Annotated in this window: 19 protein-coding genes; 3 read left to right on the top strand and 16 right to left on the bottom strand. The window is 62.9% G+C overall.

From position 1 onward, the window contains the following. Positions 1–164 precede the first annotated feature (164 nt). From dnaK to rsxC, 11 genes are all read right to left on the bottom strand, one after another. Positions 165–2,003, bottom strand: a complete 1,839-nt coding sequence (gene dnaK / locus C816_RS00410; RefSeq protein ID WP_016320422.1) for a molecular chaperone DnaK — start codon at positions 2,001–2,003, stop codon at positions 165–167. A gap of 132 nt (positions 2,004–2,135) precedes the next feature. Next, positions 2,136–2,345, bottom strand: coding sequence for a hypothetical protein (locus C816_RS00405; protein ID WP_016320421.1), 210 nt, complete (start codon positions 2,343–2,345; stop codon positions 2,136–2,138). A 28-nt stretch (positions 2,346–2,373) separates the two neighbouring features. Continuing rightward, complete coding sequence (locus tag C816_RS00400) at positions 2,374–2,976, bottom strand: nucleotide exchange factor GrpE (RefSeq protein WP_016320420.1); 603 nt, start codon at positions 2,974–2,976, stop codon at positions 2,374–2,376. After that, complete coding sequence (gene hrcA / locus C816_RS00395) at positions 2,973–4,016, bottom strand: heat-inducible transcriptional repressor HrcA (protein WP_016320419.1); 1,044 nt, start codon at positions 4,014–4,016, stop codon at positions 2,973–2,975. Before hrcA ends, C816_RS00400 begins: the two co-directional genes overlap by 4 nt. A 247-nt stretch (positions 4,017–4,263) precedes the next feature. Next, positions 4,264–4,905 (bottom strand): YcxB family protein, encoded by a 642-nt coding sequence (locus C816_RS00390; RefSeq protein ID WP_016320418.1) that lies wholly within the window; start codon positions 4,903–4,905, stop codon positions 4,264–4,266. 66 nt (positions 4,906–4,971) lie between these two features. Further along, positions 4,972–5,862 (bottom strand): RnfABCDGE type electron transport complex subunit B, encoded by an 891-nt coding sequence (locus C816_RS00385; protein ID WP_016320417.1) that lies wholly within the window; start codon positions 5,860–5,862, stop codon positions 4,972–4,974. 16 nt (positions 5,863–5,878) lie between these two features. Then, positions 5,879–6,469, bottom strand: a complete 591-nt coding sequence (gene rsxA, locus C816_RS00380) for an electron transport complex subunit RsxA (RefSeq protein ID WP_016320416.1) — start codon at positions 6,467–6,469, stop codon at positions 5,879–5,881. After that, positions 6,469–7,107, bottom strand: a complete 639-nt coding sequence (rsxE, locus tag C816_RS00375; protein WP_016320415.1) for an electron transport complex subunit RsxE — start codon at positions 7,105–7,107, stop codon at positions 6,469–6,471. The genes rsxA and rsxE overlap by 1 nt, the downstream gene beginning before the upstream one ends. Positions 7,108–7,127: 20 nt before the next feature. Beyond that, positions 7,128–7,745, bottom strand: coding sequence for an RnfABCDGE type electron transport complex subunit G (locus tag C816_RS00370; protein WP_016320414.1), 618 nt, complete (start codon positions 7,743–7,745; stop codon positions 7,128–7,130). After that, positions 7,742–8,761 carry an RnfABCDGE type electron transport complex subunit D gene (locus C816_RS00365; protein ID WP_016320413.1) on the bottom strand — a complete coding sequence of 340 codons (1,020 nt, stop codon included), beginning with the start codon at positions 8,759–8,761 and terminating at the stop codon, positions 7,742–7,744. The genes C816_RS00370 and C816_RS00365 overlap by 4 nt, the downstream gene beginning before the upstream one ends. Positions 8,762–8,767: 6 nt before the next feature. Next, entirely contained in the window at positions 8,768–10,132 is a 1,365-nt protein-coding gene (gene rsxC, locus C816_RS00360) for an electron transport complex subunit RsxC (protein WP_016320412.1), read from the bottom strand. A gap of 335 nt (positions 10,133–10,467) precedes the next feature. On the opposite strand from rsxC, the gene C816_RS21435 reads away from it, so the two are divergent. After that, positions 10,468–11,325, top strand: a complete 858-nt coding sequence (locus C816_RS21435; RefSeq protein WP_016320411.1) for a DUF975 family protein — start codon at positions 10,468–10,470, stop codon at positions 11,323–11,325. Positions 11,326–11,462: 137 nt separating this feature from the next. Here C816_RS21435 and C816_RS00350 read toward each other — a convergent pair whose 3' ends face one another. Then, complete coding sequence (locus tag C816_RS00350) at positions 11,463–12,029, bottom strand: ECF transporter S component (RefSeq protein ID WP_016320410.1); 567 nt, start codon at positions 12,027–12,029, stop codon at positions 11,463–11,465. Between the two features lie 111 nt (positions 12,030–12,140). Here C816_RS00350 and C816_RS00345 point away from each other — a divergent pair, with 111 nt between their 5' ends. Beyond that, positions 12,141–13,541, top strand: a complete 1,401-nt coding sequence (locus C816_RS00345) for a MocR-like pyridoxine biosynthesis transcription factor PdxR (protein WP_016320409.1) — start codon at positions 12,141–12,143, stop codon at positions 13,539–13,541. A gap of 334 nt (positions 13,542–13,875) precedes the next feature. On the opposite strand, the gene C816_RS00340 is transcribed toward C816_RS00345, so the two are convergent. From C816_RS00340 to hemW, 3 genes are all read right to left on the bottom strand, one after another. Continuing rightward, the gene (locus tag C816_RS00340; RefSeq protein ID WP_016320408.1) at positions 13,876–15,243 is read right to left on the bottom strand and encodes a short-chain fatty acid transporter; all 1,368 of its coding nucleotides are present in this window, start codon (positions 15,241–15,243) and stop codon (positions 13,876–13,878) included. 124 nt (positions 15,244–15,367) lie between these two features. Next, positions 15,368–16,402 (bottom strand): putative ABC transporter permease, encoded by a 1,035-nt coding sequence (locus tag C816_RS00335; protein WP_016320407.1) that lies wholly within the window; start codon positions 16,400–16,402, stop codon positions 15,368–15,370. 10 nt (positions 16,403–16,412) lie between these two features. Beyond that, complete coding sequence (gene hemW, locus C816_RS00330) at positions 16,413–17,621, bottom strand: radical SAM family heme chaperone HemW (protein ID WP_016320406.1); 1,209 nt, start codon at positions 17,619–17,621, stop codon at positions 16,413–16,415. A 122-nt stretch (positions 17,622–17,743) separates the two neighbouring features. On the opposite strand from hemW, the gene spoVAC reads away from it, so the two are divergent. Beyond that, positions 17,744–18,184, top strand: a complete 441-nt coding sequence (spoVAC, locus tag C816_RS00325; protein ID WP_016320405.1) for a stage V sporulation protein AC — start codon at positions 17,744–17,746, stop codon at positions 18,182–18,184. A 112-nt stretch (positions 18,185–18,296) separates the two neighbouring features. On the opposite strand, the gene C816_RS00320 is transcribed toward spoVAC, so the two are convergent. Beyond that, the gene (locus C816_RS00320) at positions 18,297–18,626 is read right to left on the bottom strand and encodes a winged helix-turn-helix transcriptional regulator (protein WP_016320404.1); all 330 of its coding nucleotides are present in this window, start codon (positions 18,624–18,626) and stop codon (positions 18,297–18,299) included. Between the last annotated feature and the right edge of the window lie 53 nt (positions 18,627–18,679).

The following is an 18,679-nucleotide window of genomic DNA, read 5'->3' as shown; positions in this document are numbered from 1 at the left end:
TCTGTCGCGATCCGGCATTCCGCCGGTTTGAAAACAGACTCCAGGGATCAGGAATTTCCGAAATACGGCCGATTCCCAATTTCCCATTCCGAATCCCCAATTGAATCCGCAGCGCCGTCCAATGGGGCGGGGAAAATCCCCGTCCCATTGGACGCAAAGCTGGTTTACTTGTTCTGGTCGTCCTCGTCCACGACCTTGTAGTCCGCGTCGTAGTACTGTCCCTCCTGGGCGGCGCCGGCGTCGGGGCCGGGCTGCTGGGCGCCCTGGGGATTGGCCTGCTGGTAGAGCTTCTCGCTGACGGCATAGAACGCCTGCTGCAGGGCCTCGGTGTCGGCCTTGATGGCAGCGGTGTCCTGGCCCTTGAGGGTTTCTTTCAGCTTATCCAGGGCCGCCTGAACCTTGCCCTTGTCATCGGCGGGGATCTTATCGCCCATCTCGGAGAGGGTCTTCTCGCTCTGGTAGACCATCTGGTCCGCCTGGTTGCGGGTCTCTACCTCTTCCTTCATCTTCTTGTCCTGGGCGGCGTACTGCTCCGCCTCCTTCACGGCCTTCTCGATGTCGTCCTTGCTCATGTTGGAGGAGGAGGTGATGGTGATGTGCTGCTCCTGGCCGGTGCCCAGGTCCTTGGCGGAGACGTTGACGATGCCGTTGGCGTCGATGTCGAAGGTCACCTCGATCTGGGGCACGCCCCGGCGGGCCGGCGCGATGCCGTCCAGGTGGAAGCGGCCCAGGGACTTGTTGGCGGCCGCCATCTCCCGCTCGCCCTGGAGGACGTTGACCTCCACGCTGGTCTGGTTGTCGGCGGCGGTGGAGAAGATCTGGCTCTTCTTCACGGGGATGGTGGTGTTGCGGTCGATCAGCTTGGTCATGACGCCTCCCTGGGTCTCGATGCCCAGGGACAGGGGAGTCACGTCCAGCAAGAGCAGGCCCTTCACGTCGCCGGTGAGGACGCCCGCCTGGAGGGCGGCGCCCATGGCCACGCACTCGTCAGGGTTGATGCCCTTGAAAGGCTCGCTGCCGGTGAAGCCCTTGACGGCCTCCTGTACGGCGGGGATGCGGCTGGAGCCGCCCACCAGCAGCACCTTGGAGAGGTCGGAGGGCTTGAGCCCGGCGTCGCTCATGGCCTGGCGCACGGGGCCCATGGTGGCCTCCACCAGATGGCCGGTGAGTTCGTTGAACTTGGCCCGGGAGAGGGTCATGTCCAGGTGCTTGGGGCCGCTGGCGTCGGCGGTGATATAGGGCAGGTTGATGTTGGAGGTGGTGACGCCGGAGAGCTCGATCTTGGCCTTCTCGGCAGCCTCCTTGAGGCGCTGCATGGCCACTTTGTCGCCGGAGAGGTCCACGCCGTCGGTGCGCTTGAACTCGCTGACCAGCCACTTCATGACGCACTCGTCAAAGTCGTCGCCGCCCAGGCGGTTGTTGCCGGCGGTGGCCAACACCTCGATGACGCCGTCGTCAATGTCCAGGATGGACACGTCGAAGGTGCCGCCGCCCAGGTCGTAGACCATGATCTTCTGGGTCTGCTCCTTATCCACGCCGTAGGCCAATGCCGCGGCAGTGGGCTCGTTGATGATGCGCTTGACGTCCAGGCCCGCGATCTTGCCGGCGTCCTTGGTGGCCTGACGCTGGGAGTCGGTGAAGTAGGCGGGAACGGTGATGACCGCCTCGGTGACAGTGCCGCCCAGATAGGCCTCAGCGTCAGATTTCAGCTTCTGGAGGATCATGGCGCTGATCTCCTGGGGAGTGTAGTTCTTGCCGTCGATGCCCACCTTGTGGTCGGAGCCCATCTCCCGCTTGATGGAAGAGATGGTGCGGTCGGGATTGGTGATGGCCTGACGCTTTGCCACCTGGCCCACCATGCGCTCGCCGGTCTTGGAAAAGGCCACGACAGAGGGGGTGGTGCGGTTGCCCTCGGCGTTGGCGATGACCACGGCCTCGCCGCCCTCCATGACCGCCACGCAGGAGTTGGTGGTTCCCAAATCGATACCGATTACTTTAGACATAACAAATAGCCTCCAGATTGTATAAAAAATATTAATTCATCAACTTGCATTTGGGCCTTAATTGATACATGGCGAAATGCACACCGGAAAAAGATCCTTCACCTGGACATTTTGCCATTTTTCAAACTCGGCTTAATCTTCAGAGATAGGAACAGACTTGGTGTAGACAATTTTTTTCTTGTGCTTCACAATGGCCTCCTTCGTTTGGCCTCCCTCAGTCTGCCGCTTGACAACCTGCTTCCCGGTTTTCGTAATCTCTGCGGAGAATTTATCTCCCGGCTGTTTCAGACCAAACTGCTCCGGCAACTTGGCGCCTCCTGTACTGATTAAATCCTTAGACATCTCATTTCCTCCTCTATCGTGCTGCCCGTCAGTTGGCCACCTGCACGATGGCGTGCCGCACCACCTTGTCTCCCAGCCGGAAGCCGGCCTGGAACACCTGGGCTACCACATTTTCTCCCAGGTCCTCGTTATCCACGTGCATCACGGCATTCATGGTTTCCGGGTCAAAGGGCTGGCCCTGGGCCTCAATTTCCTCCACGCCCAGCTTTTTCAGGATCTCCTGGTACTGGTGGAAGATCATCACAAGGCCCTTCTTGTGGGGGGAGTCGTCGTCCCCCTCCGTGGCGCAGGCCCGCTCCAGATTGTCGTACACCGCCAAAAACTCCCGGATGGTGTCCGCCCGGGCGTCCTGGTACAGACTGTCCTTCTCCTTGGCGGTGCGCTTGCGGTAGTTCTCATATTCGGCGGTGAGGCGGACGAACTGATCCTTCACAGACTCCAGCTGCTTGGCCGCCAGCTCCATCTGCTCCACCTGTTCCCGGGTGAAGGTATAGCCCTTCTCCTTTTTCTTCCTGCTCTTCTTTTCGCTTTTTTCCGTCTCCTCTTCCGGGGCGGTCTCCTCAGACGGCTCCGGTACGGCCTGGGTCTCCTCCACCTCCTCGGGGGTGGGCTGCTTTGTCTCTTCGCTCATTTCTCGGCTTCCTCCTTCGGGGGTAATTCTTTTCCAAACAGCCGCGTCAGTCCCTCGGCAAAGCCGGTGAGCCGTGCGGCCACGGCGGCGTAATCCATCCGGGTGGGGCCCACCACGCCGATCAGGCCCCGCATATCGTCTCCGATGTCATAGCTTGCCACCACCACGCTGGCGTCCTTCAAGGCGTCTGTCACATTCTCCGGGCCGATCAGGATCTTCATGGGCCCGTCGTCCGGCAGGGGGAGGCTCTCCTTGCTGTCGGCGAGAAAGCTCATAAGATCGTGGGCCTTGTCGGCGTCCCGGAATTCGGGCAGCTTGAGAAGCTGGTTGGCCCCGGCGGTGATGATCTCCCGCCGGCCCGCCTCCTCCAGGGCGTCTGCCGCGTAGGAGACGGCCTGGGACAGCAGCAAAAAGGCCGGGGGCGGGATCTGCTCCGCCACGTTCATCAGCCGCTGGTTCATCTCGTCCACGGACACGCCGGTGAAATGGGTATTCAGCAGGTTCACCAGCATGGGCATCTGGTCCGTGTCCACCTTTAATTGCAGCCGCAGCAGCTGGCTCTTCACCCGGCTGCCGCTCATCATCAGCACGGCGATGCAGCTGTGCTCATCCACCGCCAGCAGCTCAAAACGGCGGGCGGTCTGGATGGTCCGGTTGGCGGCGGCCACGTAGGCGGGGTAGTTCACAAAGGAGGACACCGCCCGCCCAGCCTGTGAGAGGAGCCGGTCCAGCTCCTCCATCCTGCCCCGCAGGGACTGGTTGATCTCCTCCGTCTCCCGCAGAGACAGCCTCTGCCGCTCCATCAGCTCGTTGACATACAGCCGGTAGCCCTTGGGGGAGGGGACCCGCCCGGCGGAGGTGTGGGGCTGTTCCAGATAGCCCAGCTCCACCAGGTCCGCCAGCTCGTTGCGGATGGTGGCGGAGCTGACGCTGCCGCCCATCTTGGCGGCGATAGCCTTGGAGCCCACCGGCTCGGCGGTGCGGACGTAGTCCTCCACCACTACCTTTAGTATTTGCTTTTTCCGCTCTGTCAGTTCCACGTAAGACGCTCCCACCGCTTGGCTTCACAGTAAAAAATTGGATTAGCACTCCTTTTCCTTGAGTGCTAAAAGGAGTTTACCACCGCCGACCTGCAATGTCAATGGATGGATATAAATAAATTGTAAACAAAGCGCGGACGAATTTTGAATTTTCGGTTTTGGGCGCATGTTCCTAAATTTTGGCGGACAGAGAAAAAATACCCGCCTGCCGAAATCTCCAGCAGGCGGGCGACGGGTGTCCTTTTTTTCAATAAACGGAATCCCGGCAGCTGCAAATTTCATATTTAGCCTGTCCGGAGAGAAGCGCCTGGAATCCGTTCAGATCGCCGCCCGCCAGGTCTCGCTTCTGCAGGGGGATGACGGATTGGCCGCAGAACACAAGCAGAACATCCCCACAGTCCAGCACCCGCTCGAACCTGTCGTAGGATATAAGCCGTCCTGCCGGCCCGCCGGCCAGGGTCATGCCCTCCTCCGAAAAAAGGACCGTCTGCCCGGCCGGAACACGGTTTTGCCCTTCCAGCAGTGTGCGGGCAGCGGCATCAAAGGGATTCTTTCTCCGTCTCCGGCCCCCCAGAAGGCTGACAAGTCCCGCAACAATGCCCAGCCCTCCCGCCAGAAGGAGGGGGAGATTCCGTGGTTCCACCACGCCCGGAACAAAGGCGAAGATCCCCAGCGCCAGGCAGAGAGCTCCTAAAAGCCTTGAACTTTTCCGGCGCCGCCGGGAGGCCTCCAAAGAGATTTTGGGCGCTGCCCGCAGTTGGTCTGCTGCCCGCCACATCCCCGGGTATTTCTCCCGGGAAACCAGCTCTGTCCGCCGCTCCAGTCCCCGGCTCACCTGGAAAACCAGTGTCTCCGCATCCAGAGGGGTGGTTTGAAAGATGTATTCCATTTTACAGCTCCTTGCAGATGCTATCAATGAAGGCCCATCCCCGTGGGGATGGGCCTTCGGAAAGACTTACTGTGCGCTCTCAGCCGCTTTGGCCTCAGCGGCGGCCTTGGCCTTTTCGGCCTGGGCCTTCTTGATGGCCTTGTACTTCTCCTTCTCCTCCGCCGTGGCGATGGGAAGGATGGCGTCCCGCGGGCAGACCTTGGTGCACAGCTTGCAGCCGATGCACTTTTCGCCGTCCACAACGGCCACGCCGTCCACAACGTGAATGGCGTCCTTCTTGCACTCCTTCTGGCACAATCCGCAGCCGATGCAGGAGGCCTTGCACACGCTCATGGCGGCCTTGCCCTTATCCTTGTTGGCGCAGGCCACCTTCACCTTCTTCTCGTTGGCGGGGACGGACACGATCAGCTTCCGGGGGCAGGCGCTCATACAGGCGCCGCAGTTGGTGCACTTGTCCGGGTCCACCACGGCGGTGCCGCCCGGGCCGATGGACATGGCGCCGAACTGGCAGGCGTTGACGCAGGAGCCGAAGCCCAGGCAGCCAAAGGCGCACTCCAGGGGGCCGGCGGCCACCTTGGTGGCGGAGATGCAGTCCTTCACGCCCACGTACTCATAGCGCTTAACGGCGTTGGTGCCGCCGTTGCAGCGGACGAAGGCCACTTGACGCTCACCGGTGGGGGCCTCCTGGCCCATGATCTTGGCGATGGCGGCGGCGTTCTCCGGGCCCGCGGGGGCGCAGGCCGTGACGGGAGCCGTGCCGGCCAGGATGGCCGCGGCGCAGCCGCCGCAGCCGGGGAAGCCGCAGCCGCCGCAGTTTGCGCCGGCCAGATGGCTCAGGATCGCTTCCTCCCGGGGGTCCTTCTTCACCTCGAAGATCTTGGACGCCACGGACAAAACCAGTCCGAACAGTGCGCCCAGGATGCCCAGGACGAGAAGAGCAGCAATTACATTACCCATTTTTCCTTCTACCTCCTTACCAGACCTGCAGGCCGGAGAAGCCCATGAAGGCCAGCGCCATCAATCCCGCGGTCACCAGGGCGATGGGGAAGCCGTCCCAGCACTTGGGATAATCGGCGAAGATCAGCTTCTCGCGGATGCTGGCAAACAGCACGATGGCCAGCAAAAAGCCCAGGCCGCCGGTGATGCCGTACACCACGGACTCGATGAAGCTGTAGTTGTTCTGGATGTTCAGCAGGGCTACGCCCAGCACGGCGCAGTTGGTGGTAATCAGGGGCAGGTACACGCCAAGAGCCGTATACAGCGTGGGCATGGACTTTTGCAAAAACATCTCGATAAACTGCACCAGAGAGGCGATGACCAGAATGAAGGCCACCGTCTGCATGTACATCAGGTCAAACTTCACCAGGATGAAGGTGTTCACCAGCCATGTGATGGCGGAGGCCAGGCCCATGACGAAGGTCACGGCGAAGCCCATGCCCACGGCGGTATCCACCTTCTTGGACACGCCCAGGAAGGGGCAGATGCCTAAGAACTGGGAGAAGATGAAGTTATTCGACAAAATCGCGCCCAGCGAAATTGCCAGCAGGCTGAATACAGTATCCATTATTTGCCCTCCTCCTTATTCTTTTTCGGACGGTTCAGGGCCCACTGCATCAGGGCGATCAGCGCGCCCAGCACCAGGAAGCCGCCCACGGGCATGGTCATCATGCCGACGGGGAACTGGGAGGGCAGAATGGCGATGCCCTTGGCGTCGGGGCCCAGAAGGCCGCCGCCGAAGGTGCCCGCGCCCAGGAACTCACGGATGATGCACATGGCCAGCAGCACCAGCGTATAGCCGATGCCCTGGAAGATGCCGTCGAAGAAGGAGGCGACCACGCCGTTCTTGTAGGAGAAGGCCTCCGCGCGGCCCAGGATGATGCAGTTCACCACGATCAGCGGGATGAACACGCCCAGGGACTTGGCCAGATCCGGCAAAAACGCCTGGATCAGCAGGTCCACCATGGTGACGAAGCCCGCGATGACCACGATGAACATGGCGATGCGGATCTTATCCGGCACGATCTTCCGGATCAGGGAGATGATGACGTTGGAAAGCGTCAGGATAATCAGCACGGCCACACCCATGCCCAAGCCGTTGAAAAACGACGTGGTGATGGCCAGGGTGGAACACATGCCCAGCACCTGTACCAGAACCGGATTCTGATACAGCAGGCCGTCCATAAATTGTTTCTTGAGATTCATAAAATTCTGCTCCCCCTTTCTCAGCCGATGGCGCCGGCCGCTGCCAGCGCGGCGTTGACGCCGGCAGTGACGCCCTTGCTGGAAACCGTGGCGCCGGTGATGGCGTCCACATTGGTGCCCACCGCCAGGGTCCCGTCAGCGGCGCTCTTGCCGATGAACTGGTCCAGAACGCCGTTCTGGTTCTCCATGACCTTGGAGCCGATGCCCGCGGTCTCGGAGTTGTCCACGATGGAGACGCCGGTGACAACGTTCTCACTGTCCACGCCCACCATCATCTCAATGTTGCCCTGGGAGCCGGAGGCCACCACCTTGATGGCGTAGCCCGCGCCGGCGCCGCCCACCTGGACCTCGTACACGGAGTCCAGCGTGCCGCCGGCCGCTGCCGCGGCTGCCGCCGCCGCCTCAATATCTTCCAGCGGGTCGGAGAAGGTAGTGGTGTCGGGGTCCGCCACAACGGCCTTCATGGCGTTGACGGTGTTCTCCCAGTTGATGGCGGCGATCTTCTCCCGGGTGACGTTGTCCACCAGGCCCAGCAGAGCCGCCACGACGACACAGGTGACAAACAGCGTCACAGTCAGCTTGATGATGTACTTGGGGTCCATATCGACCTTTTCCTTGGTCTTCACTTCGGTGCTCATTTCGCGGCCCCCTCCTTCTTATCGGATTTCACGACACCGAAACGGGTGGGCTTGGTGTACTTGTCGATCAGGGCCACGCACAGGTTCATGACCATGATGGAGTAGCACACGCCCTCGTTATAGGAGCCGAAGTAACGGATAAACACGGTGAACAGGCCGCAGCCGATGCCGAAGACGACCTGGCCCTTCTTGGTGACGGGAGAGGTGGCATAGTCGGTGGCCATGAAGAACGCGCCCAGCATGAGGCCGCCGCCGAAGATGCTGTACAGCATCCACTCCACGCCGCTGCCGTACTTGGGGAAGAGGAACGTCAGCACGGCCACGGTGGCGATGTAGCTGACGGGAGTGTGCCAGTTGATGACCTTGCGGACCACCAGGTACACGCCGCCGATCAGCAGCATCAGGGCGGAGATTTCGCCCATGGAGCCGGGGATGTGGCCCAGGAACATGTCCGCCACGGAATAGGTGGAGGTCAGGCCCGCCATGTCGCCGGACTTCATGATGGCCAGGGGGGTGGCGGTGGTCACCGCGTCGGCCACGCCGCCGAAGAGGGGAGCCTTGTTGGCGGCGGGGTCCACCCAGGTGGTCATGACATCGGCGTAGCTGCCCAGCAGGAAGGCACGACCCGCCAGGGCGGGGTTCACGAAGTTCTTGCCGATGCCGCCGAAGAGCTGCTTGACCACAATAATGGCAAAGAAGTCGCCGATCAGGATCATCCACAACGGGGTGCTGGGGGGGCAGACAAAGGACAGCAGCATGCCCGTGACCACGGCGCTGAGATCGCCCACGGACTGGGGCTTTTTCATGATGGTCCGATAGGCCCACTCAAAGAACATGCAGCCCGCCACGGACACGGCGGTGAGGATCAGAGCCTCCACGCCGAACTTGACGACGCCCCAGATCAGAGCCGGCAGCATGGCGATAATCACGTCCAGCATGATGGACCGGGTGGTCTCGCTGCCCCGGATGTGGGGGTTGGACGTGGCGATGAGCTTGAGATTCTTGTATTCCGTCATAGTCGTTTACGCCTCCTTCCGCTCTTGCGCGGCCTTTTTCGCCTCGGCGGCAGCCTTGTCGGCGGCGGCCTTGTCCTTCACCAGCTGCTTGCCGGTCTTGAACATGTGGGTCAGATGCATCCGGGCGGGGCAGGCGTAGGCGCAGGCGCCGCACTCCATGCAGTCCATGATGTGGGCCTCGTTCAGCTCATCCACCATGCCCTTGGAGGCGTACTGGTACATAAAGAGGGGCTCCAGGTGCATCGGGCACACGGACACGCACTTGCCGCAGCGGATGCACTGGGGATGCTCAACGGTCTGCTCCTCCTTCTCGCAGAAGGCGAGAATGGCGCCGGTGCCCTTGGCCACGGGGATGTCCGCGGTGTACTGGGCCATGCCCATCATGGGGCCGCCGGCGATGAGCTTGTAGGTGCCGTCCTTCACACCGCCGCAGGCGTCCAGCAGGGCGGAGACGGGGGTGCCGATGGGGCACTCGATGTTCTTGGGCTCCACGATGCCGGAGCCGGAGACGGTGACCACCTTGTTCACAACGGGCATGCCCTGGGTGACGGCCCGGAAGATGCAGCAGGTGGTGTTGATGTTGAACACGGCGCAGCCGATGTTGCTGGGCAGGCCGCCCGGGGGCACCTGCTTGCCGGTGATGGCCTGGCAGAGCTGTTTCTCACCGCCCTGGGGGTAGCGGCAGTGGAGGGACTCCACCACCACGGGGGCCTTCTTCTCGGCGATGACCTTGTTCATGGCGTCGATGCCGTTCTGCTTGTTGTCCTCCACGCCGATGATGACCTTGTCCACACCGAACATCTTGGCAAGGTATGTAGCGCCGCCGATGATCTCCTCGGGCCGCTCCAGCATGGTGCGGTGGTCCCCGGTGATGTAGGGCTCGCACTCCGCGCCGTTGATGATGACGGTGTCCACCTTGCCGATGCCGCCGGAGATCTTCACGTGGGTGGGGAAGGTCGCGCCGCCCATGCCCACGATGCCGGCGTTCTTCACGATCTCCACCATCTCGTCAGGGGTCAGGACATCGGGGTTGGCCGGGGCCTGGACCTCTTCGGAGAGGGTGTTCTGGAAGTCGTTTTCAATGATGACGGACGTGATGTTTCCGCCCATGGAATAGGGGCGGGGCTCCACGGCCTTCACCTTGCCGGAGACGCTGGCGTGGATGGGGGCGCCCAGCCCCCGGAACTCGCCGATCTTCTGGCCCACCTTTACCGTGTCCCCGGCCTTCACCAGGGGGGTGCAGGGCGCGCCAAAGTGCATCGACATGGGGATGACCACCTCTGCCGGGGCTGGCAGCTGTTCGATGGCCTTTTCATTGGTTGCGGCCTTCATGTCGTTGGGATGAACGCCGCCAAAGAAAGCTTGTGCCATAGTCTTCACCTCATTTTTACTCCTGATAGCGGCCTTTCGCGCGGGGGAAGTCCCCATCCGCCGGCTTTGGGATGAGCGGTCCGCGCCCTGGCGCTTCTATCACATACTGTTTTTTATTCTACACCCTGTTTTGAGAAATGTCCAGACTGTGAACGACGGTTTTTGCTGGAATTCACCCTTTTTTTCATGTCATCCTGACGAATTGGGTATTTCCGCCGCCTCTGGGAGAAATTTCCGTTCCAGCGCCGCCTCCCTTGACAAGCCCGCCGGAATGTGCGAAACTGTCAGCAGCGCCGGGACGCCCGGCGAATTTTGAAAAAATGGAGGTGTCCACCATGATGGCGGAACTCATTGACAGAAAACGGCTGAAGGCGGAGACCCGGGAGCTGCTCAGCACCGCCCAGGTATCCCCAAAGGGCATGGCGGCGCTGTATCTGGGGCTTGCGATGGCTCTGAGCGTGCTGGACTATCTGGCCGGCGGCGGCAATGCGGTGACGGAGCGGAATCTTGTGGGCATCTTCGTCTATGTGCTGACCACTCTGCTGACCACGGTGCTGGGCGCGGGCTTCTCGCTGTACTGCATGGCCGTGCGCCGGGGAGAGCGGGCGGAGTACCTGACGCTGTTCGACGGCTTTTCCTTTGTGGGGAAGCTGATCGCCCTGACCGTTGTGGAGGGCGTGTTCATCACGCTCTGGTCCATGCTCTTCGTCGTTCCGGGCATCGTGGCCGCCTACCGCTACCGTTTTGCCCTCTACAACCTGTATGAAAACCCCGGCATCGGCGTCATAGAGGCCCTGGACATGAGCAAGCGCCAGACCTGGGGCTACAAAAGCCAGCTGTTCGCTCTGGACTGGAGCTATTTCGGCTGGATAATGCTGGCATCGCTGCCGATGCTTGTGATGCTGTTTTTGCTGTACCGGCTGGTATTTCAGATTGTCACCGGCCCGGTGCCGGATCTCTCCGCCGCCGAGCTGGTGGCACAGGCCGTCATCCTGCCCATGTGGGCCTGGAGCCTGATCTCCAGCGCGTTCTCTCTGGTGGTGGGACTGTTCTATGTGCCGAACCGGGAGTGCGTGGAGCTGGGGTACTTTGAGACTGCCAAGCGCACCTCCGGCGCGGGATGGAACGCGGAGCCGCCCCGGCTGGAGGACGATCCCAACAGCGGCTGGACCGGCGGCTGGGGACAGATGTGATTTTTCAATCATGATAGAACATACAGCGCCCCGGCAGGTTTTAGAACCTGCCGGGGCGCTTGTCATCAGGGAACGAGGGGCGCTGTTTTTGCCGCTCGCGGGTGCAACTCTCTTCTGCGATAAGAGGATTTCGCGCCTTAGAGATTGGAAAACTCCCTTCTCACATAGCCGCTGCGGCGCAGAGCCGCCAGCAGCAGCGTAGAGACCGCCGCGCCGAAGCCCGCCTGCACCAGGTTGCTGGGGATCCCCGCCGAAGCCCCGGCCAGAGCCGTTCCAAAGGCCGTGCCGCCGGCGGAGACCAGCAGGGCGTCATACAGCCAGTAGCCCAGCACCATGGGGACCTCCCCCGCCGCGCCGCAGGCCACGATACCGGGCACGCCCCGCTCCCGGAGCAGCCTGTACAGCAGCCCCGCCGTGACGGCCATGACGGCCTTGATGACCAGCGTTCCCGGGACGTACATGGGATACCCTCCCAGCAGGTCCGCCAGCGCCGGCCCCACGCCCCCGGCCAGGGCGCCGTACGCCGGCCCCAGAAAATAGGCTCCCAGAAGCACCACCGTGTCCCCCAGGTTCATATAGCCGCCCGTGGGGGAGGGCACCTTGATGACCATGGTGGAGACGCAGCCCAAAGCGGCGAACAGCGCCGCCGTCACCAGCAGCCGCGTCTTTCCGGCGGAGGCAGTCCGCTCCAATGTCTTTTCCATATTGTCCGCTCCTTTCCTCGCGTTTGCTGTTGCCATCATAGCGCAGTTGTGATATGATTGAAATATCCAAAAATACTATTTTTTATAAGGTCAGAAAGGAGGGGCACATCCATGCTGACCTATTCCCTGGAGGAACGGGGCGGCCTGCCTCTGTATGAGTACCTGTACCGGCGCATCCGGGAGGACATCCTGAACGGGACACTGACGGCGGGGGAGCGGCTGCCATCCAAGCGGGCGCTGGCGGAGCATCTCCAGGTCTCGGTCATCACCGTGGAGAACGCCTACCGGCAGCTGGAGGCGGAGGGCTTTCTTCTCTCCCGGCCCCGGAAGGGGTTTTTTGCGGCCCCGGTGGAGCTGCCGGCCGCCGCCGCCTCCCCGGCGGCGGTTCCCCAGGACGCGGAGGAGCCCGTCTGGCGGCTGGACCTGACCAGCGGCCAGGTAGACGTATCCCGGTTTCCGGTGTCCGTGTGGGCGCGCCTCACCCGGCAGGTCCTCTCCGAGGGCGGGGCGCCTCTGCTGACGCCGGTACACCGGCAGGGGCTGCCCGCCCTGCGGCGGGCCATTGCCAAGGACCTGCGGGACCGGAAGGGCATGGCGGTGGCCCCGGAGCAGATTGTGGTGGGCGCGGGAGCGGAGTACCTCTACATCCTGCTGGCCCAGCTGCTGGAGGGGGCGGCCTTCGCCGTGGAGGACCCGGGCTACCCCAAAATTCGAAAGGTCTACGGCAAATGCGGCGCCTTCTGCCGCCCGGTGCCCCTGGACGGCCAGGGAGTGGACCCCGCGGCTCTGGCCGCCTCCGGGGCGGGGGCTCTTCACCTCTCCCCCTCCCACCACTACCCCACTGGTCTGGTGACCACCATCGGGCGGCGGCAGGCGCTTTTGCGCTGGGCGGAGGAGCGGAAGGGCGTCATCATTGAGGACGACTATGACAGCGAGCTCCGTTTTACGGGCCGCCCCATCCCCACCCTTCAGAGCATTGACGACGGCGGCCGGGTGGTATACATGAACACCTTCTCCCAGACCATCTCCCCCTCCATGCGCCTGGGGTTCATGGTGCTGCCGCCGCGGCTGCTGGAGCGGTACCGCCAGGAGCTGGGCTTCTACGCCTGCACCGTCCCGGCCCTGGACCAGCACGTGCTGGCACGGTTTCTGGAGGGCGGGCATTACGAACAGCACCTCTCCCGGATGCGCAAGGAGTACCGCTCCCGCCGGGCCCGGGTGCTGGAGTCCTTCCGTGCAAGTCCCTTTGCGGGGCGGATCGCTATCACGGAGCAGGGGGCGGGACTCCACTTCCTCCTGCGGCTGGACACGGCCCGGTCTGATGGGGAACTCCGCCGCCGGGGGGAGGCCCTGGGGGTGCGGCTGGGCTTTTTGTCAGAGTACGCCGCCCTGCCCCGCCCCGGCTATGCCCACACCCTGGTGGTGAACTACGCCGGCCTGGAGGCGGCCGATCTGCCCCGGGCCATGGAGCTGCTGGCGGAGGTGTTTGATGAGAGGAATGAAAAAGTTTAGGGCCGCCCTTTTCAAAGGGCGGTGGGGTCCGGGGCAAAGCCCCGGCGGGTCTGGGCGGAGCCCGGATCGCCGGAGTGTGAAAAAACGCTGAAAATGGAAACGCCGGCAAGGCGGGGTGTGCGGGGCTGCGCCCGCCGCTTGCGGCGGCTCCTGGCGCAAAGATGAACCCGGGCGGGGTTCGCCGCGCGATAGAAAACAGGGATTTTCAAAACTTAAAAAGTTCACAAAATCCCGCGCGCTTGTGGAAAACGCATTTTTGACAAGCTGAGGGCGCCCCCCGATTGAAATCGGAGGGCGCCCTTTGATAATGCGCGTATAAACTTATCCGCCGGAATCAGAAGAACATGCCCCAGGCCAGGAAGCCCAGGCAGGCCACGATGCCGGTGAAGATCAGGACCACCACCAGGTAGCCCATGATGTCCTTGGCCTTCAGTCCGGCCACGCCCAGGGCGGGCAGGGCCCAGAAGGGCTGGATCATGTTGGTCCACTGGTCGCCCCAGGCGATGGCCATGGCGGCCCGGCCGGCCTCAACGCCCAGCTTGGCGGAGGCGGGCATGACGATGGGACCCTGGACGGCCCACTGGCCGCCGCCGGAGGGCACGAAGAAGTTGACCACGCCGGCGGACAGGAAGGTCCACACGGGGAAGCTCACGGTGGTGGAGATGTTCACGAAGAAGTCGGAGATGATGCCGGCCAGGCACTCGTTGCCTTCGTTGGTGGCGGTCATCAGGCCCATAATGCCGGCGTAGAAGGGGAACTGGAGCAGGATGCCGGCGGACCCGGCGGCGGCGTCGCCGATGGCGTCCACATAGCGGCGCAGGTCGCCGTGGGCCAGCAGGCCCAGGAACAGGAAGATGCAGTTGACGATGTTCAGATCCAAGACAAAGGTCTTCTTGGTCCAGAAGAACCAGACGATGTAGATGATGCCCATGGCGCAGGTGATGAACCACAGGATCTTGCTGTGCTCCATCTTCTCAGCGGGGGTCTCGATGGTGTACTCCTTCTCCTTCTCCTCCACCAGCACGGCGGGGTTCACCAGCACAGTGTGGTCCTTGTCGGGGTGCATGGCGTAGTTCAGGAAGGGCATGGCGATGAGGACCACCAGGCACATGATGAGGTTCACGGGGTGGAGCATGGTCTCGCTGGACTGGGCCACGAAGGTCTGCCCGGTGGTGGCGATGGTGTAGCCCTCGCCGCCCAGGGCCAGGGGAATGGAGCCGGAGAGGCCGGCGTGCCAGATCACGAAGCCGGAGTAGGCGGAGGCGATCAGCAGGGGATAGTCCACGTCGCTGACGCGGCGGGCGATCTCCTTGGCCAGCAGCGCGCCCACGATCAGGCCGAAGCCCCAGTTGAGCCAGCAGCAGATGGTGGAGACGAAGGTGGTGATGAGGATGGCGCTCTTCTTATCCTTGGCCATGCTCGCAATGGACCTGAGGATCTTCTTGCAGACCTTGGCGGAGGCCAGTGCGGAGCCCAGCACCAGCACCAGAGCCATCTGCATGGAGAAGGCCAGCAGGTTCCACATGCCGATGGCGGTGCCGCCCCGGCCGCCCCAGGCCCAGATCATCTCAATGGGGCTTTGCATGGTGCCGATGCACGCGGCGACAAAGACCACGATGGTCAGGATGATGGCAAACAGGAACGGGTCCGGCAGCCACCGGTTCATGATCCGTACGCATCCGTTGGAGATTTTTTTCAGCATGAATTTCCCTCCTAATAATTGTGAAAATCTTGACACACAGGAATTGACAGTCCTATTATAGTCCCTGTTCACAATTTGTCAATATTTTTTTCGTTGAAAAGGGGTAAATTTGCCGAATTGCCGGTTACTTTCGGCCGGTGAGCTCCCGCAGGGCCGCCAGAGCCTCACCGAAATCCCTGGCCATGGCGGAGGGGTTGCCCCGCAGAATGCGCAGGGAGCGGCGGTAGCTCCGGGGCTCCCGGGCACGGATGACGGCCTCCCGCCGCCGCAGGCGGCCGATGGCCTCGTCCAAGTCCGCCCGGCGCTCCTCCAGAGCCTCCTCCGTCATCTCCGGCAGGTTGTCCAGATGGTTCCGGCAGGTCTCCAGCGCCCCGGCGATGGTGTCCAGAGCCTCCAGCTTGGCCTCGGACCGGCGGCGGAACGCCTCCTCCCAGGCGGCTTTGCGCTTCTCGGCCCGCTGCGCCCGGGCCTGGCGCAGGCCCTGGAGCTCCTCTTGAACACGGGACTGGAGCAGGAGCTTCTCCACCTCCGTCCGCTCCCGGAAGCGGCGCAGATCGTCCTCCGCGAAGGCGGCGGCGATCTCAGCCCGCCTTGCCAGTCGGCGCAGCTCCTCGTTCTCCTCCGTCAGACGGGTGAGCACGTCCCTGAGGTCCAGGGCGGCCTGGACGGAGCAGACCACATCCGCCGTGAAGGCGGCGGTGAGGGCCAGGGCCGCCGGGTCCACCACCAGGGCCGGAACCCGGGCCAGCAGACGCCCGATGGGCGGATGGACGAAGCGCACCAGCAGGATGGAGAAGAATCCCCAGGCGATGGAGCTGGTGAGGCAGATGTGGCCGTTTAGATTGAATTTCTGACCGGAGTAGTCCCAGTAGCGGACCTTGAAGATCCGCTCCATGGCCGCGCCGGTGACATACTCCAGGGCCGTGGCGGCGACCATGCCGAAGAGCCACACCAGAAACAGGTTCTCCGCCACCGGAATGACGGCGAAGAGGATGATGATGGCCCCGGAGCCGTAGATGGGCAGCAGGGGCCCGTGGAGGAATCCCCGGTTCACCCACCGGCGTTGGCAGGCGGAGACGTAGCAGGACTCCCAGACCCAGCCGCACAGGCAGTAGAAGTAAAAGAGCAGGACCCACTGGCCCACGGTGTAGACGTGCATGGCAGCCTCCTCAGTATTCCACCCGGAAATCGCCTCTGGCGGCGGCCTCGGCCCGGCGGCGCTTCTCCGCCGCCAGGGCGTCCAGCACCCCGCCGATGATCTGGTTGGACACCAGGAAGCCCCGGGGCGTCAGGTGCCAGCGGTCCTCCTCGCACACGGCGTAGCCCGCCTCCCGGCACTCCTCCAAAAAAGGCAGGAAGCACCGGAAGCGGCGGCGGAACCGGTTTTCAAACGCCCTGGGGTCCAGGCCGTACACGGTCCGCAGTCCCAGCATCAGCCACTCGATGTCCCGGTCCATGGGGGGAATGCGGTCGCTCTCCGCCAGCAGGGGCTCGTGCTCCCGCACGCCCCGGATGTAGCCCTCCAGGTCCTTCTCATAGGCGTACCGGGCGCCGCCCAGGTCCGAGTGAGCCCCGGGCCCGAAGCCCATGTACTCCCCCAGGGTCCAGTATTTCAGGTTGTGCCGGGAGGCATAGCCCTCCCGGGCGAAGTTGGAGATCTCGTACTGCCGGTAGCCCTGGGACGCCAGGTACTCCACGGCGTACAGATACAGATCCGCCTGGGTCTCGTCGCCTGGCAGGTCCGCCTCCTCCCGGCGGTCAAAGAGGGGGGTGCCCTCCTCCACCTTCAGCCCATAGCAGGACAGGTGCTCCGGTCCCAGGGAGACGGCGGCCTCCAGATTCTTCTGCCACTGGCTCATGGTCTGGCGGGGCAGGCCGTAGATCAGGTCCAGGGAGAGGTTCCGGAACCCCGCCCTCCGGGCGGCGTCCACCGCGGCGGCGGTCTGGTCCGCCGTGTGGACCCTGCCAATCTCCAGCAGCTCCTCGCCGCAGGCGGACTGCATCCCCAGGGAGATGCGGTTAAAGCCCGCCTTCCGCAGGGCCTTCAAGGTCTTCCAGTCCCCGGCGGAGTCCGGGTTGGCCTCCAGGGTGATCTCCGCGTCCTTTGTCACATGGTATTTTTTCAGAATGGTTTTCAGAATCCTCACCAGCTGCTTCTCCCCCAGATAGCTGGGGGTGCCGCCGCCGAAGTACACCGTGTCCGCCAGGTATCCGGCGGCGTAGGGGGCCAGCTCCGCCAGATGGGCGCACAGGGCCTCGGTGTAGTCCTCCATCCGGGCCTCGGCGCCCGGCAGGGAGTAGAAGTCGCAGTAAGTACACTTCTGCTTGCAGAAGGGAATGTGGATGTACAGTCCCAGGGGCTTTTTCTCGGGTTTCATGAGCGGTCCCTCCAAAGTTTACTGTGAACAATATAACGCGTTTTACCCGGATTTGCAAGGACGCATATTCGGCGGCAATTCGGGGACACTAGGGGAAACTTTCCAGAAAAGAGGGATTCCCCATGGATCTGTCACCCCAGGAGTACCAGCAGTATGTGAAGCAGCGGGCCCAGAAGTCCCCGCTGGTGAAGGACGTGGTTCTGGCCTTTGTGATCGGCGGGCTGATCTGCGTGCTGGGCCAGCTGATTCAAAACGGCTGGGCCGCGGCGGGGCTGAACCAGGAGGACGCCGGCACCGCCACCTCCTGCTCGCTGGTACTGCTGTCCGCCCTGCTGACAGGGCTGAACCTGTACAATAAAATCGCCCGCTTCGGCGGCGCGGGGACGCTGGTTCCCATCACCGGCTTCGCCAACGCCGTGGTATCCCCGGCCATCGACTTCAAGAGCGAGGGCATCGTCACCGGCATGGCGGCTAAGATGTTCCTGGTGGCGGGGCCGGTGATCGTGTTCGGCACCTTGGCCAGTGTCGTCTACGGCGCGGCGCTGATGCTGATGGGCGGATAAGGCGGGGCCGGGCAGCAGCGCCCGCCGGCTGCGCATACACGCTCTGATACCCGCCGGGAAGCGGCCGCTTCCCGGCGGGCATTGCGTCTCCGGGGAGCGTTCGGACCGGCCCTCAGACGCGGTTCCGCTCTCCCCATTCGCACATGGCGTCCAGAATGGGGATCAGCGACCTGCCGCGCTCGGTCAGGGTGTACTCCACTTTGGGCGGGATCTGCGGGTATTCCTCACGGTGGACCAGTCCGTCGGCCTCCAGCTCTTTCAGGGTGCTGCTGAGGGTCTTGTAGGAGATGGCGCCGATGTACTTTTTCATCTCGTTGAACCGCACGACACCGTAGCCCATCAGCGTGTAGAGGATCAGCATCTTGTACTTCCCCTGAATCAGCGACATGGTGTAGCTGAACCCGGTGTCCTCCAGCTTCGCGTCCCGAATGCATTCCAGCATGTGAATTACACTCTCCTTTCGGTAAGTACCCCACTTTCATGTGCGTACTTGAC

Origin of the sequence: Oscillibacter sp. 1-3, assembly GCF_000403435.2 — a bacterium.
Lineage (GTDB): Bacteria > Bacillota > Clostridia > Oscillospirales > Oscillospiraceae > Oscillibacter.
Note: the sequence above shows the minus strand (reverse complement) of the source record. Positions and strands in the feature narration are given on the sequence as shown.